Here is a 17,274-nt window from a genome sequence, read left to right on the forward strand (position 1 = left end):
TGTTTATACGGTGCGGTTTTTTGCCTCGATCCACTGGGACATGTACTGCGTACTTTTATGCGCGTGATGGCGCAGCATGCTGCCGGTGAAGTTGTCGCGGCGATGGCTGGCGAGTTGGCTGCGGCAACGCTCCAGGCAGTCCACCAGTGCGGGGCCGTGCAGGGTTTGGTCGTAGCGACGGGCCAGCAATTGGCGGCCGTCTTCCTGGGCTTGGGTCCAGCGCTCGAGGTCTTGGTACAGCGCCACGGCCGCAGCGGCCAGGCCCGTCGCGCTTTGCTCAATCGCGCCCGGCCACGGCTGTTCATCCCCCATGGCCTCGGCGCCAATCGGCGTGGTGATATTCGGCGTCCCGCAGAGCATGGCATCCGCCAGTTTGCCCTTGATGCCGGCGCCAAAGCGCAACGGTGCCAGGCAGATACGTGCGGCCGTCATCACTTGCAGGGCATCTTCAGCCCAGTTCATCACATGAAAACCCTGCGCCGGGTTGTGCAATGCGGTGGCCTTGGGCGGTGTGTAGGAACCATAGATACGCAGTTGGGCGCCGGGCAATTGCTGGCGGATCAAGGGCCAGAGACTGTTCTTCATCCACAGCACCGCATCCCAATTGGGCGCGTGGCGGAAGTTGCCGATGCTAAGGAAGTGCGCGCGGTCTGCGAACGGTACAAAGGCCTCGGTCGGCGGCTGCAGCATCAACGGGCACCAGTGGAGCAGGGCGGCGGGCACCTTGAATTGCTCGGTGAGCAGGCGGATTTCCACGTCGGAAATCATCAGGCTGATATCACAGCGGTAAATGGCCGCGATCTCGCGCTTGGCGACATCCGTGTTGGCCATCAACTGGAATTCTTCCGGCAGCGCCGGTGCAAACAGCGCGCTGAAATCATCGCTGTCGGGGTGGGCCTTGAGGTGGTCCTTGAGGCGCTGGTGGCGGGCATCCCGCAGGCTTTGCAGGTCGGAGGTTTCCAATACGCGCAGGGCGTCGGGGCAACACTTTTCGACGCGCCAGCCGAACTGTTCCTCCATCATGAAGCGGTCGAACAGTACGATGTCCGGGGCCAACGCGCTGACAAAATCATCGAAACTACTGTTATTGAGTTCGATCGCGCATTCGGTAATACCCAGCGCCGGCAAGTCTGCCTTGTGCTCGCCTACGGTGGCCGGGCTGCTGAAGGTAATGTCCCAGCCCTGGTCCAGGAAGCTTTGCAGAATCTGCATCATATGCCCGCCGGCCGCCGAGGAACGCGGCTCCGGCCAGACATAACCAATGACCAGGACTTTGGTGGCGGGCTGATTCATCGACAACGGATTCCTTGAGGGGCGTGCGAAAAGCGCGCAATTAAACCATAGGCCCGTGTACTTGGCGCGCCATGAGAATTTATGTCTGGCGGTAGGTAGCCACCTCAGTTTGTGGTTAACTTCGGGCTCTCGAATTCGTTCAATCAAACCCAGTATAAGGATTCCGTTCATGGCTCAAGTCACCCTTCGTGGTAACCCTGTCCAGGTTGAAGGCGAATTGCCGCAAACCGGTTCCGCCGCTCCAGCGTTCAGCCTGACCGCCGTTGACCTGTCGCAGGCAACCCTGGAAACGTTCGCCGGCAAGCGCAAAGTGCTGAACATCTTCCCAAGCGTCGACACCCCGACCTGCGCCACCTCGGTGCGCAAGTTCAATGCCGAGGCCAACACCCTGAGCAACACGGTTGTGCTGTGCATCTCCTCTGACCTGCCGTTTGCCCAGAAGCGTTTCTGCGGCACCGAAGGCCTGGACAACGTGCTGAGCCTGTCGGATTTTCGCGACGCCCACTTTGCCGTTGACTACGGTGTGTCCCTGGCCGACGGCCCGCTGCAAGGTCTGACCGCCCGCGCAGTTGTTGTGCTGGATGAAAACAACAACGTGCTGCACAGCGAGCTGGTCAGCGAAATCGGTCAAGAGCCGAACTACGAAGCAGCCCTGGCTGTTTTGAAGTAACTGTTTCAGCGCATTACTGTCGTTTTGCAGTAACACGCTTGATGCATGCTTGCGGCCTGGCCTAGTCCAGGCCGTTTTTATTTGCCCGTCAGCAGTTTAGTGAAATAGCGAACGGACTAAGGCCAGAAGTTAAAAGTTGTAAGTCCAAGGTAAATAGCCGGTAAAGGCGCTTTTCTTAATGCGCTCCAGTGCTTATCTTTCAGCCTCCCAAAGAAGAAGCTCTCGCGCCCAATGGTTGATCAATCCATGCAATCCTCCCCCCGCAACTCCCGCCGCTGGCTGTTTGGCCTGCTCGTGCTGCTGGTTATCGCCGGCCTGTGCTGGAAATTCTGGCCCGGCAGCACCAAGGATGCCGCCGAGAAAAAGCCGGCCGGGCATGCCGGCAAGTCGGGGATGATGCGCCCGGGCTTCGGGGGTTCCACCGGCCCGATTCCGGTGCGCGTGGCGCCGGCGGTGCTGGGGGAGTTTCCGGTGTACTACAAGGCCTTGGGCACGGTGACGGCGCTCAATACCATTAATGTGCGCAGCCGGGTGGGCGGTGAGTTGGTGAAGATCGCCTTTGAAGAAGGGCAAATGGTCAAGGCCGGTGACTTGCTGGCGGAAATCGACCCGCGCAGTTACCAGAACGCCTTGCTGCAGGCCCAGGGCACGCTGTTGCAGAACCAGGCCCAGCTGAAAAACGCGCAAGTAGATGTACAGCGTTACCGCGACCTGTATGCCCAGGACAGCATCGCCAAACAGACCCTGGACACCGCCGAAGCGTTGGTCATGCAGTACCAGGGCACGGTCAAGACCAACCAGGGCGCGGTGGATGACGCCAAGCTGAACCTCGAATTTACCAAGATTCGCGCACCGATCAGCGGCCGCGTCGGCTTGCGTCAGGTCGACGTAGGCAACCTGGTCGCCGCCAACGACACCACGTTCCTCGCGGTGATCACCCAGACCCAGCCGATCAACGTGGCCTTCACCTTGCCGGAAAACACCCTGGACACCGTCCTCAGCCGTTATCACGCCGGCAACAAGCTGCCCGTGGAAGCCTGGGACCGTGGCGATGTGAAAAAGCAGGCCGTCGGCGTGTTGCAGAGCCTGGACAACCAGATCGACGTCACCACCGGCACCCTGAAATTCAAGGGCCGTTTCGATAACAAGGACCAGGCACTCTTCCCCAACCAGTTCGTCAACGTGCACCTGCTGGCCGATACCCTGCATAACGTCGTGTTGGCGCCATCCGCGGCGATTCAGTTCGGCAATAATGGCACCTTCGTCTACAAGCTCGATGGCGACAAGAAGGTCAAGGTTCAGCCCCTCGTGATTGGCGACACCGATGGCGACAACACGGTGATCAAGGAAGGCCTGGGGGCTGGCGACCGTGTGGTGCTGGAAGGCACCGACCGCTTGAAAGACGGCAGCGAAATCGAAGTGGTCAACGACAGCAGCGAAGTAGAGACCACGCCGACCGAACACTTGCAAGGCAAACCCGCAGCAAAAGGGGAGACCGGCGATAAGACGGGCAAGGCGCAAAAGGTCGGTTCATGAACCTGTCGCGGCTGTTTATTCTACGCCCGGTTGCCACCACGCTGAGCATGCTGGCGATTGTCCTGGCCGGTATCATCTCGTATCGACTGCTGCCGGTATCGGCCTTGCCTCAAGTGGATTACCCGACCATCCGGGTGATGACCCTGTACCCCGGCGCCAGCCCGGACGTAATGACCAGCGCGGTCACTGCACCGCTGGAGCGTCAGTTCGGGCAAATGCCCGGCCTGACCCAGATGGCGTCCACCAGTTCCGGCGGTGCGTCGGTGCTGACCCTGCGCTTCAACCTCGACATCAATATGGATGTCGCCGAGCAACAGGTGCAGGCCGCAATCAACGCCGCCACCAACCTGCTGCCCAAGGATTTGCCGGCGCCGCCGGTGTACAACAAGGTCAACCCGGCGGATACCCCGGTGCTGACCCTGGCCATTACCTCCAAGACCATGCTGCTGCCCAAGCTCAATGACCTGGTCGACACGCGTATGGCGCAAAAGATCGCGCAGATCAGCGGCGTTGGCATGGTCAGCATCGCCGGTGGCCAGCGCCAGGCCGTGCGTATCAAAGTCAACCCCGAGGCCTTGGCCGCCAATGGCTTGAACCTGTCGGACGTGCGCACCCTGATCGCCGCCTCCAACGTCAACCAGCCCAAGGGCAACTTCGACGGCCCGACCCGGGTGTCTATGCTCGACGCCAACGACCAGTTGGTCTCGCCCCAGCAATATGCCGAATTGATCCTGGCCTACAACAATGGCGCACCGTTGCGCCTTAAAGACGTGGCACAAATCGTCGACGGCGCGGAAAACGAACGCCTCGCCGCCTGGGCTAACGAAAACCAGGCCGTGCTGCTCAATATCCAGCGTCAGCCGGGTGCCAACGTGATCGAGGTGGTCGACCGTATCAAGGCGTTGCTGCCGAGCATCACCGACAACCTGCCGGCCGGCCTGGACGTGACGGTACTCACCGACCGCACCCAAACCATTCGCGCATCGGTGAAGGACGTGCAGCACGAATTGCTGATCGCCATTGCGCTGGTGGTGATGGTCACCTTCCTGTTCCTGCGCCGTGTCAGCGCGACCATTATTCCGTCGATTGCCGTGCCGCTGTCGCTGGTGGGCACCTTCGGCGTGATGTACCTGGCGGGGTTCTCCATCAATAACCTGACGCTGATGGCCTTGACCATCGCCACCGGTTTTGTGGTGGACGATGCCATCGTGATGCTGGAGAACATCTCGCGTTATATCGAGGAGGGCGAGACGCCGCTGGCAGCGGCCCTCAAGGGCGCCAAACAGATCGGCTTTACCCTGATTTCCCTGACCTTGTCGTTGATCGCGGTATTGATCCCGCTGCTGTTCATGGCCGATGTGGTCGGGCGGCTGTTTCGCGAGTTCGCCATCACCCTGGCGGTGGCGATCCTGATTTCCCTGGTGGTTTCGCTGACCCTGACGCCAATGATGTGCGCGCGTCTGCTCAAGCGTGAACCAAAGGAAGAAGAGCAAGGCCGTTTCTACAAGGCCAGCGGCGCCTGGATCGATTGGTTGATCGAGGCCTACGGCCGCAAGTTGCAGTGGGTGCTCAAGCACCAGCCGCTGACCTTGCTGGTGGCCATCGCTACCCTGGGCCTGACCGTGGTGCTGTACCTGGTGGTGCCCAAGGGGTTTTTCCCGGTGCAGGACACCGGGGTGATTCAGGGTATTTCTGAAGCGCCACAGTCGATTTCGTTTGCCGCCATGAGCCAGCGCCAACAGCAGCTGGCGAAGGTCATCCTGGCCGATCCGGCCGTTGAAAGCCTGTCCTCCTACATCGGTGTGGATGGCGATAACGCCACCCTCAACAGCGGGCGCCTGCTGATCAACCTCAAGGCCCACGGCCAGCGCGACTTGAGCGCAGCCCAGGTGATTACGCGCTTGCAGCCGGAAATCGACAAGCTGGTGGGTATCCGCCTGTTCATGCAGCCGGTGCAGGACCTGACCATCGAAGACCGCGTGAGCCGCACCCAGTACCAGTTCAGCATGTCGTCGCCCGACGCCGAGCTGTTGGCGTTGTGGAGCGACAAGCTGGTGCACGCCCTCAGCCAGTTGCCGGAACTGACCGACGTCGCCAGCGACCTGCAGGACAAAGGCTTGCAGGTGTACCTGGTGATCGACCGCGATGCGGCCTCGCGCCTCGGGGTGAGTGTGTCGACCATCACCGACGCGCTGTACGACGCCTTCGGCCAGCGACAGATTTCCACTATCTACACCCAGGCCAGCCAATACCGCGTGGTGCTGCAGGCTCAATCCGGTGAAACCCTAGGGCCCGCCGCGTTGAACCAGATCCATGTGAAGACCACCGACGGCGGCCAGGTGCGCTTGTCGAGCCTGGCCCACGTTGAGCAGCGCCAGGCGCAGTTGGCCATCGCGCATATCGGCCAGTTCCCTGCGGTGATGATGTCCTTCAACCTGGCCCCCGGCGTCGCGCTGGGCAAAGGTGTGGAACTGATCAACCAGATCCAGAAAGACATCGGCATGCCGGTGGGCGTGCAGACCCAGTTCCAGGGTGCGGCCCAAGCATTCGAGGCCTCGCTGTCGAGCACCTTGCTGCTGATCCTGGCGGCGGTGGTCACCATGTACATCGTGCTGGGTGTGCTGTACGAGAGCTACATCCATCCGATCACCATCCTGTCGACCTTGCCGTCGGCGGCGGTGGGGGCCTTGCTGGCGTTGCTGCTCAGCGGCAATGACCTGGGCATGATCGCGATCATCGGCATCATTCTGCTGATTGGTATCGTGAAAAAGAACGCGATCATGATGATCGACTTCGCCCTCGACGCCGAACGTAACCAGGGCCTGGACCCGCAGACGGCGATCTATCAAGCGGCGCTGCTGCGTTTCCGGCCGATCCTGATGACCACGCTGGCAGCGTTGTTTGGTGCAGTGCCCTTGATGCTGGCCACCGGTTCCGGCGCTGAACTGCGCCAGCCGCTGGGCCTGGTGATGGTGGGCGGCTTGTTGGTGAGCCAGGTCTTGACCTTGTTTACCACGCCGGTGATCTACCTGTACTTCGACCGTCTTGGCCGTCGCTGGCGCAAAGAGCCGCAAAGCCTGGAGCCGGTTGAGTCATGAACCTCTCCGGACCGTTTATTCGCCGGCCGGTAGCCACCATGCTGCTGAGCCTGGCGATCCTGTTGCTCGGCGGCGTCAGCTTCAACTTGCTGCCGGTGTCGCCGCTGCCGCAGATCGACTTCCCGGTGATCGTGGTGTCGGCCAGCTTGCCCGGCGCCAGCCCCGAGGTGATGGCCTCCACCGTGGCCACGCCGCTGGAGCGCTCATTCGGCGCGATTGCCGGCATTACCACCATGAGCAGTTCGTCGAGCCAGGGTTCCACCCGGGTGATCCTCGCGTTTGATTCGGACCGTGATATCAACGGCGCCGCACGGGAAGTGCAGGCGGCGATCAACGCGTCGCGCAACCTGTTGCCCAGCGGCATGCGCAGCATGCCGACCTACAAGAAGATCAACCCGTCCCAGGCACCGATCATGGTGCTCTCGCTGACCTCCGACGTGCTGAAAAAGGGCGAGTTGTACGACTTGGCTTCGACCATCCTCTCGCAAAGCCTGTCCCAGGTGCCGGGTGTGGGTGAAGTGCAGATTGGCGGCAGTTCCTTGCCGGCGGTGCGCATCGAGCTTGAACCCAAGGCCCTCGACCAGTACGGCGTGGCCCTGGACGATGTGCGCAACACCATCGCCAATGCCAACCAGCGTCGGCCCAAGGGCTCCCTGGAAGACAGCGAGCGCAACTGGCAGATCCAGGCCAACGACCAATTGGAAAAGGCCAAGGACTACGAGCCGCTGCTGATTCGCTACCAGAACGGTGCGGCCCTGCGCCTGGGCGACGTGGCCAAGATCAGTGACGGCGTGGAAGACCGCTACAACAGTGGCTTTTTCAACAATGATTCGGCGGTGCTGCTGGTGATCAACCGCCAGTCCGGCGCCAACATCATCGAGACGGTCCGGCAAATCAAGGCACAGTTGCCGGCCTTGCAGGCGGTGCTGCCGTCCAGCGTCAAACTCAACCTGGCCATGGACCGCTCGCCGGTCATCACCGCGACCTTGCATGAAGCCGAGATGACTTTGCTGATTGCCGTGGCCCTGGTGGTGCTGGTGGTGTACCTGTTCCTGGGTAACTTCCGCGCCTCGTTGATTCCGACCCTGGCGGTGCCGGTATCGCTGGTGGGCACCTTTGCGGTGATGTACCTGTTCGGCTTCTCGTTGAACAACTTCTCGCTGATGGCGCTGATTCTGGCCACCGGCCTGGTGGTGGACGATGCCATCGTGGTGCTGGAGAACATTTCCCGGCATATCGATGACGGTGTGCCGCCGATGAAGGCGGCCTACCTGGGCGCCGAGGAAGTCGGCTTTACCTTGCTGTCGATGAACGTCTCGCTGGTGGCGGTGTTCCTGTCCATCCTGTTTATGGGTGGCATTGTCACCAACCTGTTCCGCGAGTTTTCCATCACCTTGTCGGCAGCGATCATTGTCTCGTTGATCGTCTCGCTGACCTTGACTCCGATGCTCTGTGCCCGTTGGCTCAAGCCCCATATCAAAGGCCACATGACCGGCTTGCAGCGCTGGAGCCAGCAAGTCAACGACCGTATGGTGGCAGCCTATGCCACCAGCCTGGACTGGGTGCTGCGCCACCGGCGCCTGACCCTGCTCAGCCTGTTTGTCACCGTGGGCGTGAACGTCGCGCTGTACGTGGTGGTGCCAAAAACCTTTATGCCGCAGCAGGACACTGGCCAGTTGATCGGCTTTGTGCGTGGCGACGATGGGCTGTCATTCAATGTGATGCAGCCGAAAATGGAGACGTTCCGCAAGGCGGTCCTCAAGGACCCGGCGGTGCTCAGCGTGGCCGGCTTTATCGGTGGCAACAACGGCACCAACAACGCGGTGATGCTGGTGCGCCTCAAGCCGATCGCCGAACGCAAGATCTCGGCCCAGGCGGTGATCGAGCGTTTGCGCAAGGACGTGCCGCTGGTGCCGGGCGGGCGCCTGTTCCTCATGGCCGACCAGGACCTGCAATTTGGCGGCAGTCGCGATCAGACCAGTGCGCAATACTCCTACATCCTGCAAAGCGGTGACTTGGCCGCGCTGCGCCTGTGGTACCCGAAAGTGGTCGCCGCCTTGCGCGAGTTGCCGGAGCTGACCGCCATCGACGCCCGCGAAGGGCGGGGTGCGGCGCAGGTGACGCTGGTGGTCGACCGCGACCAGGCCAAGCGCCTGGGTATTGACATGAACATGGTCACGGCAGTGCTGAACAACGCCTACAGCCAGCGGCAGATCTCGACCATCTACGACAGCCTCAACCAGTACCAGGTGGTGATGGAGGTCAACCCGAAATACGCCCAGGACCCGATTACCCTGAACCAGATGCAGGTGATTACGTCCACCGGCGCGCGGGTCCCGTTGTCGACCATTGCCCATTACGAAAACAGCCTGGCAGACGACCGCGTCAGCCATGAGGGCCAGTTCGCCTCGGAAAACATTGCCTTCGACATGTCTCCCGGGGTGACCGTGGAGCAGGGCACTGCCGCCATTGAGCGCGCCATTGCCAAGGTGGGCTTGCCCGAAGATGTGATCGCCAAGATGGCCGGTACCGCCGATGCGTTTGCGGCGACCCAGAAAGGCCAGCCGTTCATGATCCTTGGGGCGTTGGTGGCGGTTTACCTGGTGCTGGGCATTTTGTATGAAAGCTACATTCACCCGCTGACTATCCTCTCGACCTTGCCTTCGGCCGGTGTAGGGGCATTGCTGTCGATCTACCTGCTGGGGGGGGAATTCAGCCTGATTTCGCTGCTGGGGCTGTTCCTGCTGATCGGGGTGGTGAAGAAAAACGCGATCCTGATGATCGACCTGGCCTTGCAACTGGAGCGTCATGAGGGCATGAGCCCGCTGGAATCGATTCGCAGCGCCTGCCTGTTGCGCTTGCGACCGATCCTGATGACCACGCTTGCCGCCATCCTCGGCGCCTTGCCTTTGCTGCTCGGCGCCGGTGATGGCGCGGAAATGCGCAAGCCGCTGGGCCTGACCATCATTGGCGGCCTGGTGTTCAGCCAGATCCTGACCCTTTACACCACTCCGGTGGTTTACCTCTATCTTGACCGCGCGCGCCACCGCTTCAATGCCTGGCGCGGTGTGCGTACTGATGCTGCCTTGGACACTGCGCTATGACCGATTCAACGTTTGCCAAATTGGCCATGAGTATGCCCCGTGGTTCCCGCGTCGCCAGCCTGGTGCTGTGCGGCGCGCTGCTCAGCGCGTGCGCCATCGGCCCGGATTACAAGCGCCCGGCGGTCATCGAACCGGTGCAGTTCAAGGAAGCCCAGGGCTGGCGCCAGGCCACGCCCAGCGACTCCCTCGCTCGCGGAGCCTGGTGGGAGTTGTATGGCGACCGCCAGCTCAATGATCTGGTGACACGCCTCAACAATGCCAACCAGACCGTCGCCCAGGCCGAAGCGCGCTTCCGTCAGGCCCAGGCCCAGGTGCGCAGCGCTCGGGGGGCATTTTTCCCGACGGTGGACCTGAGCGTCGGCAAGACCCGCGCCAGCCAGGGTACCGGCAGCAGTAATGCCAGCCTGAGCAGCTCCAGCAGCGGTATCCGCGACACCCTCAACACGCAATTGGGCGTGAGTTGGGAGGCGGATGTCTGGGGCAAGTTGCGCCGCGGCCTGGAAGCCAATGAAGCCACGGCCGAGGCCAGCTCGGCGGACCTGGCGGCGATGCGCCTGAGCCAGCAGTCCGAGCTGGTGCAAGACTACTTGCAACTGCGCGTCATGGACGAACAGACCCGCCTGCTGCAAGCCACGCTGGACACCTATCAGCGTTCGCTGCAAATGACCGAAAACCAGTACCGTGCCGGTGTGTCCGGCAAGGATGCGATCGCTCAGGCGCAAACTCAGCTCAAGACCACCCAGGCCAGCTTGATCGACCTGATCTGGCAGCGCGCCCAGTTGGAAAACGCCATTGCCGTATTGATCGGCGAGGCGCCGGCCAACTTCAACCTGGCGGTCAGCAAAGACATTCCCACACTGCCGCAAATTCCAGTCAGCCTGCCGTCGCAATTGCTGGAACGTCGCCCGGATATTGCCTCGGCCGAACGCTCCGTAATCGCCGCCAACGCCAATATTGGCGTGGCCAAGGCTGCTTATTATCCAGACCTGACCTTGAGTCTGGCGGGCGGTTATTCCAGCAGCACCTACGCCAACTGGATCAGCCTGCCGAACCGTTTCTGGTCGGTTGGGCCAAAGTTGGCGATGACCCTGTTTGACGGGGGGCAGCGCTCGGCGGAAGTCGACCGAACGGTGGCCTCGTATGATGAGACTGTGGCGAAGTACCGCCAGACGGTGCTGGATGGTTTCCGCGAAGTGGAAAACTACATGGTGCAGTTGAAAGTGCTGGAGGACGAGGCCGTCGTCAGTAATGAAGCCTTGGACGCGGCGCGGGAATCGTTGCGTTTGACGCAAAACCAGTACAAAGCCGGGTTGATTGCCTATCTGGATGTGGTGACCGTGCAGGCGACGGCGTTGAGTAACGAGCGCACGGTGCTGACACTGTTGCAAACGCGGCTGGTGGCGAGCGTGCAACTGATTGCTGCGTTGGGTGGTGGATGGGATGGGGTGACCTCGGTAGCCGATAAGGAGTGACCGGGGTGTCTGTGCGTTACTGCGGTAACGCATAGGCATACGACTCCAGCACCTTTGAATCCGGCACTTTAAAGCCAGTGGATTGGCGTCAAAACGTCGATGCTGGCATTCTGATAATTAATCAACGCGCCAAGATTTATTCTCGCTACAATCGCCCGCTTTGCCACCTGGCACGGGCGTCCCACGCCCGTCAGTCTTGAGAAACCCCATGCTGATCGGTAGTTATTCCCCCTCCTTGGTCGTGATTTCCCTGTTCGTCGCGATCCTGGCGTCCTACACGGCGCTGGACCTGGCCGGCCGCCTTGCGACCGCCCAAGGCCGCGCCGCATACGTGTGGATGACGGGTGGCGCATTGGCGATGGGCACAGGCGTCTGGTCCATGCACTTTATCGGCATGTTGGCCTTGCGCCTGCCGTTTGCCCTCGGGTTTGACCTGGGCATTACCGCGCTATCGCTGCTGATCGCCGTGTTATCCAGCGGCTTCGCATTATGGCTGGTCAGCCAACCCCGTTTGCCTGCGTGGCAACTGGCGTTTGGCGCGCTGATCATGGGGGCGGGCATCAGCAGCATGCACTACACCGGCATGGCGGCGATGCGCATGACTCCCGGGATCGACTACGACCCTACCTTGTTTGGCGCTTCGTTGTTGATTGCGGTGGTGGCTTCGGGGGCTGCCCTGTGGATCGCCTTCAACCTGCGGCGCAACACCCCTTATGTTCGCCTGGCACGCGGGGGCGCGGCAGTGGTCATGGGCATTGCAATCGTCGGCATGCATTACACCGGCATGGCCGCTGCGCGCTTTGCCGACGACAGTTTTTGTGGTGCCGTGCTGACCGGTTTGAGCGGCAAGGGCCTGGATAACCTGGTGCTGGTCACCTCATTGGCGGTGTTGATCATCGCGTTGCTGACCTCGCTGCTGGATGCACGCCTCGAAGCGCGCACCGCCGTCCTGGCGGACTCCCTGACCCTTGCCAACCAGGAACTGACCCACCTGGCCCTGCATGACATGCTTACCGGCCTGCCCAATCGCACCTTGCTCGCCGACCGTATTCAACAAGCCATCCAGACAGTGACGGAGCAGGGCGGTTGCTTCGCCCTGATGTTTATCGACCTGGATGGCTTCAAACCCGTCAACGATGCCTTCGGCCACCACATGGGCGACCAGTTGCTGCGGGAGGTGGGCCTGCGTCTGCGCGAGGACCTGCGCAGTCAGGACACCCTGGCCCGTATCGGCGGCGATGAGTTTGTGCTGCTGGTGCAATTGCTGCAGCCGGATGATGCGATGGGACTGGCCGAACGCCAGGTCGGACTGATCAACCGTGCGTTCAAGGTCGCGGAACATGAGCTGAATATTTCCGCGAGCATCGGCATTGCCCTGTTCCCTGGCAACGGCAACACCCCTCAAGAATTGTTGATGAACGCCGACGCCGCGATGTACCACGCCAAGGGCATGGGCAAGAATGGCTACAGCTTCTTTGATGTGTCGATGAACACGAACGCGCGCAAGCAACTGCAGTTGTTGCAGGACCTGCGCAGCGCCGTTGAGCACGAGCAGTTTCGGCTGTATTACCAGCCCAAGTTCGATGCGGTCAGCGGTATTGCGATTGGCGCCGAAGCCTTGCTGCGCTGGGAGCATCCGCAGCAGGGGTTGATGCTGCCGGCGACCTTTATCGAGCTGGCGGAAAAGACCGGCTTGATTATTCCCATCGGTGAGTGGGTGCTGAACGAAGCCTGTCGCCAGATGCGCCTGTGGTACGTCCAGGGTTACGAAGACTGGCGCATTGCGGTGAACCTGTCGGCGTTACAGTTCTGCCATGCCGGGTTGGTAAAAAGTGTCGCCGCGGCCCTGGACCGTCACCAGTTGCCGGCCAACAGCCTGACCCTGGAAATCACCGAAACCACCGCCATGAGCGATGCCGATGCAAGCATGACGGTGTTGCAGCAGCTGTCCGACATGGGCGTTGACCTGTCCATTGATGACTTCGGCACCGGTTATTCGAGCCTGATGTACCTCAAGCGCCTGCCCGCCAACGAGCTGAAGATCGACCGCGGTTTTGTGCGCGACCTGGAACACGACAGTGATGATGCCGCTATCGTTTCGGCCATCGTCGCCCTCGGCCAGGCGCTGGGGCTGCGAATCGTCGCCGAAGGTGTGGAGACCGATATGCAGCAGAGTTTCCTGACCCGACTGGGTTGTAACTCGCTGCAAGGCTATTTGTTGGGCCACCCGTTGCCGGCTGACAGTTTCATGGCCGACATCCAGCGCGCCGAATCGGCGTTAACGCCTGACAAACGCGGTGGGTGACGGGTATTCTTGGATCCAACCCTACACATCAGGTTGACTCAGGAGACCGCACGCATGGACAAAGTCGTCATCATCACCGGGGGCAGTCGTGGCATCGGCGCCCAGACCGCGTTGCTGGCCGCTCGCCAGGGCTATCGCATTTGCCTCAACTACCAGTCCGATGAAGCGGCTGCCCAGCGGGTGCTGGAGCAGGTCCGTGAGCTGGGTGCGCAGGCGATTGCGGTGCGTGCCGATGTGAGCATCGAAGATGAAGTGATCGCGTTGTTCGCCCGTGTGGATGCCGAACTGGGCCGTGTCACCGCGCTGGTCAACAACGCCGGCACTGTCGGGCATAAGTCGCGGGTCGATGAGATGTCTGAGTTTCGCATCCTGAAAATCATGAAGACCAACGTGCTGGGGCCGATCCTGTGTGCCAAGCACGCGGTGCTGCGCATGTCGCCCAGGCATGGCGGGCAGGGCGGCAGTATCGTCAATGTGTCGTCGGTGGCGGCGCGCCTGGGTTCGCCGGGTGAATATGTCGACTATGCCGCTTCCAAGGGCGCATTGGATAGCTTCACCATTGGCCTGTCCAAAGAGGTGGCGGGTGAGGGGATTCGCGTCAACGCCGTGCGCCCTGGCTATATCTTTACCGACTTCCACGCCTTGAGCGGTGACCCGGATCGGGTCAGCAAGCTCGAGTCCGGCATCCCCATGGCCCGGGGTGGGCGCCCGGATGAGGTGGCGGAAGCGATTATCTGGTTGTTGTCGGATAAGGCTTCCTACACGACCGGGACATTCCTGGATTTGGCCGGAGGGCGTTAGAACGAGCGCACAATTCGCCCCAATGTCTCCATGGCCTTTTCCGACGCCTCGGTCCAGGGGCTGCCGTAGTTCAAGCGAATACAATTCCTGAAGCGCTGGGTCGCCGAGAAGATCGGCCCTGGCGCAATGCTGATGCCCTGAGCCAGGGCCATCTGGAATAACTTCAACGAGTCCGTTTGCGCCGGCAATTCCAGCCACAGGAAATAGCCTCCGGCCGGCTGGCTGACCCGTGTTTGCGCCGGAAAGTAGCGGGCGATTGCTGCCAGCATGGCGCTTTGCTGTTCTTCCAGGGCGTAGCGCAATTTGCGCAAGTGCCGGTCATAGCCACCGTGTTGCAGGTAGTCGGCAATGGCCGCCTGGGCCGGCATCGACGGGCATAACGAGGTCATCAGCTTCAAGCGCTCGACCTTCTGCGCAAAGCGCCCGGCCGCCACCCAGCCTACGCGGTAGCCCGGGGCCAAACTTTTGGCGAAGGAACCGCAATGCATCACCAGCCCCTCGGTGTCGAAGGCTTTCGCCGGTTTTGCCGCGTGTTGCCCGTAGTACAACTCGGCGTACACATCGTCTTCGATCAGCGGCACCTGATGGCTGCGCAGCAGTTCCACCAGTGCCTGTTTTTTCGCCTCCGGCAGGGTGGCACCCATGGGGTTCTGAAAGCTGGTCATGGTCCAGCAAGCCTTGATCGGGTAGCGTTCCAGGCTTTTCGCCAAGGCGCTCAGGTCGATGCCGTCGCGCGGGTGCACGGGGATTTCCACCGCCTTGAGCTTCAGGCGCTCCAGCACTTGCAGGCAGGCATAAAACGCCGGTGCTTCAATGGCCACCAGGTCGCCCGGTTCCGTCACCGCCTGCAGGCACAAGTTCAGCGCCTCCAGGGCGCCGTTAGTGATCAGCAGCTCCTCCATGGGCAGCATCAGACCGCCGACCATATAGCGCAGGGCAATCTGTCGCCGCAATTGGGGGTTGCCCGGCGACATGTCAGTGACCACCAGGCGCGGGTCCATTTCACGGCTGGCGCTGGCCAGGGAACGGGCCAGGCGTGGCAGCGGGAACAGCATGGGGCTGGGGAAGGCCGAGCCGAAAGGTACGGTATTGGGGTCCTTGATGGAGTCGAGTACCGAAAACACCAACTCACTCACATCCACTTCGGTGGACTCATGCACGTGCTCACTCACCACGGGCTCGGAAAACGGGCTCGGTGCATGGGTATTGACGAAGTAACCGGAACGCGGCCGCGCGCGGATCAGGCCACGGCGCTCCAGCAGGTAGTAGGCCTGGAACACCGTGGACGGGCTGACGCCGTAGGTCTGGCTCGCATAGCGCACCGACGGCACCCGCTGGCCGGGCCCGAGGACGCCGGAGCGGATCAGTTCTGCGATGTCATCGGCGAATTTTTCGTAGCGTTTCATTGGAACCTTAAACAATTTTTCAGTAGGTACACCGAACAAGCCCGCTCACGCTTTTGGATCTCGGCATATTCAGCCACACCTCAGCGGTTAATCGGCGCTACAAAGCGGCTATCGGCCGCACTGTAGATCCAGGGCTCATCCACATCCGTCACCTTGAATCGCAGGGTTTGCGAGCTGCTCGTCGGCTGGTCGGACAGCAAGGCGACCGACACCGGTACATCGCTGATTTCCCCTGGCGCCAGGCTGATCTCGGTTTTGCCCTGCAACTGGAAGCCGTCGGCGTCTACCAACTCCAGACGATAGTCCTGGCGCTGCTGGGTCTTGTTGATGACCTTGAGGCTGTAGATGTTCTCGATCAAGCCCTGGCTGTTTTCGCGGAACATGCCTCGGTCTTTGGTGACGTCCAGTGACACCATTGGACGTTGCACCAGAGCCACCACCAATGCCGCGATCATCACCAGCAGCACGGCACTGTAGCCGATCAGCCGTGGCCTGAGCAGGTGCGTCTTGCCACCTTGCAGTTGGTGTTCGGAGGTATAACTCACCAGGCCACGGGCATAGCCCATCTTATCCATGATCGAATCGCAGGCGTCGATGCACGCCGCGCAGCCGATGCACTCCATTTGCAGGCCGTCACGGATATCGATACCGGTGGGACACACTTGCACACACAGCTGGCAGTCGATGCAATCGCCCAGGCCGACGTCGGCTGGCCTGGCCTCGCGCTTGCGTGGCCCGCGCTGTTCGCCGCGTGCCGTGTCGTAGGAAATGGTCAGGGTGTCCTTGTCGAACATCACGCTTTGGAACCGCGCATACGGGCACATGTGCATGCACACCGCTTCGCGCAGCCAGCCGGCATTGAGGTAAGTGGCGGCGGTGAAAAACAGCACCCAGAACAGACTCACGCCGCCCATTTGCCAGGTCAGCAGCTCTGTGGCCAAGGGCCGGATGGGGGTGAAATAGCCGACAAAGGTCAACCCTGTCAGTACGCTGATGCTCAGCCACAGCGTGTGTTTGGCCGAACGCCGGGCGAGCTTGGCCAGGCTCCACGGCGCCGCTTGCAGCTTGATGCGTTGGTTACGCTCGCCTTCGGTGACCTTTTCGCACCACATGAACAGCCAGGTAAACGAGCTTTGCGGGCAGGTGTAGCCGCACCACACGCGACCGGCAAACACGGTTATCGCAAACAGGCCGAAAGCGCAGATGATCAGCAGCGCCGACAGCAGGATGAAATCCTGGGGCCAAAAGGTGGCGCCGAAGATGTGGAATTTGCTTTCAGCCAAGTCCCAGAGCACGGCTTGGCGCCCACCCCAGTTCAGCCACACGGTGCCGAAAAACGCCAGGAACAGCAAAGCGGCGCCGCTAACGCGCAAGGTACGGAACAGGCCGGTGAAGCTGCGGGTATGAATCAAGTTGTCGCTGGATTTGGCCTTCACCTTCTTTGGGTGCAGGGGCTCAAAGGTTTCCACGGTTGGGATTCTTTCGCTCATGGTCGTTCGCTCATCAGCCTCCATCAGGCCGATGAACTATGAGCGTCGTACTGTTTGCATAACAGACTCAGGTATGGCGATAAAAAGCGGATCAGATGG

General features: G+C 61.2%; 10 protein-coding genes. 7 read left to right on the forward strand and 3 right to left on the reverse strand.

The features are described from left to right. Window positions 1-3: 3 nt before the first annotated feature. Window positions 4-1,293: a glycosyltransferase gene (locus ACLBW8_RS15105; RefSeq protein ID WP_447805706.1), complete on the reverse strand. Its 1,290-nt coding sequence runs from the start codon at window positions 1,291-1,293 to the stop codon at window positions 4-6. A 169-nt stretch (window positions 1,294-1,462) separates the two neighbouring features. Here ACLBW8_RS15105 and tpx point away from each other — a divergent pair, with 169 nt between their 5' ends. The 7 genes from tpx (at window position 1,463) to ACLBW8_RS15140 (ending at window position 14,279) form a co-directional block, all read left to right on the forward strand. Then, window positions 1,463-1,963 (forward strand): thiol peroxidase, encoded by a 501-nt coding sequence (tpx, locus tag ACLBW8_RS15110; RefSeq protein WP_064452178.1) that lies wholly within the window; start codon window positions 1,463-1,465, stop codon window positions 1,961-1,963. Between the two features lie 231 nt (window positions 1,964-2,194). Continuing rightward, on the forward strand, window positions 2,195-3,499 hold the full coding sequence (locus ACLBW8_RS15115; RefSeq protein ID WP_064452179.1) for an MdtA/MuxA family multidrug efflux RND transporter periplasmic adaptor subunit: 1,305 nt from the start codon (window positions 2,195-2,197) through the stop codon (window positions 3,497-3,499). Beyond that, the gene (locus tag ACLBW8_RS15120; RefSeq protein WP_447805707.1) at window positions 3,496-6,597 is read left to right on the forward strand and encodes an MdtB/MuxB family multidrug efflux RND transporter permease subunit; all 3,102 of its coding nucleotides are present in this window, start codon (window positions 3,496-3,498) and stop codon (window positions 6,595-6,597) included. The genes ACLBW8_RS15115 and ACLBW8_RS15120 overlap by 4 nt, the downstream gene beginning before the upstream one ends. After that, window positions 6,594-9,701 carry an efflux RND transporter permease subunit gene (locus ACLBW8_RS15125; protein WP_064452181.1) on the forward strand — a complete coding sequence of 1,036 codons (3,108 nt, stop codon included), beginning with the start codon at window positions 6,594-6,596 and terminating at the stop codon, window positions 9,699-9,701. Before ACLBW8_RS15120 ends, ACLBW8_RS15125 begins: the two co-directional genes overlap by 4 nt. Beyond that, the gene (locus ACLBW8_RS15130; protein WP_447805708.1) at window positions 9,698-11,173 is read left to right on the forward strand and encodes an efflux transporter outer membrane subunit; all 1,476 of its coding nucleotides are present in this window, start codon (window positions 9,698-9,700) and stop codon (window positions 11,171-11,173) included. The genes ACLBW8_RS15125 and ACLBW8_RS15130 overlap by 4 nt, the downstream gene beginning before the upstream one ends. Window positions 11,174-11,381: 208 nt before the next feature. Further along, window positions 11,382-13,478, forward strand: a complete 2,097-nt coding sequence (locus ACLBW8_RS15135) for a putative bifunctional diguanylate cyclase/phosphodiesterase (protein ID WP_447805709.1) — start codon at window positions 11,382-11,384, stop codon at window positions 13,476-13,478. Window positions 13,479-13,532: 54 nt separating this feature from the next. After that, window positions 13,533-14,279 (forward strand): SDR family oxidoreductase, encoded by a 747-nt coding sequence (locus tag ACLBW8_RS15140; RefSeq protein ID WP_447805710.1) that lies wholly within the window; start codon window positions 13,533-13,535, stop codon window positions 14,277-14,279. Here ACLBW8_RS15140 and mapR read toward each other — a convergent pair. Next, window positions 14,276-15,685, reverse strand: a complete 1,410-nt coding sequence (mapR, locus tag ACLBW8_RS15145; RefSeq protein ID WP_447805711.1) for a GntR family transcriptional regulator MpaR — start codon at window positions 15,683-15,685, stop codon at window positions 14,276-14,278. The genes ACLBW8_RS15140 and mapR overlap by 4 nt on opposite strands. Before the next feature lie 80 nt (window positions 15,686-15,765). Further along, the gene (ccoG, locus tag ACLBW8_RS15150; RefSeq protein WP_447805712.1) at window positions 15,766-17,175 is read right to left on the reverse strand and encodes a cytochrome c oxidase accessory protein CcoG; all 1,410 of its coding nucleotides are present in this window, start codon (window positions 17,173-17,175) and stop codon (window positions 15,766-15,768) included. Window positions 17,176-17,274: the final 99 nt, after the last annotated feature.

It is taken from the genome of Pseudomonas sp. M5A4_2d, from assembly GCF_053345295.1.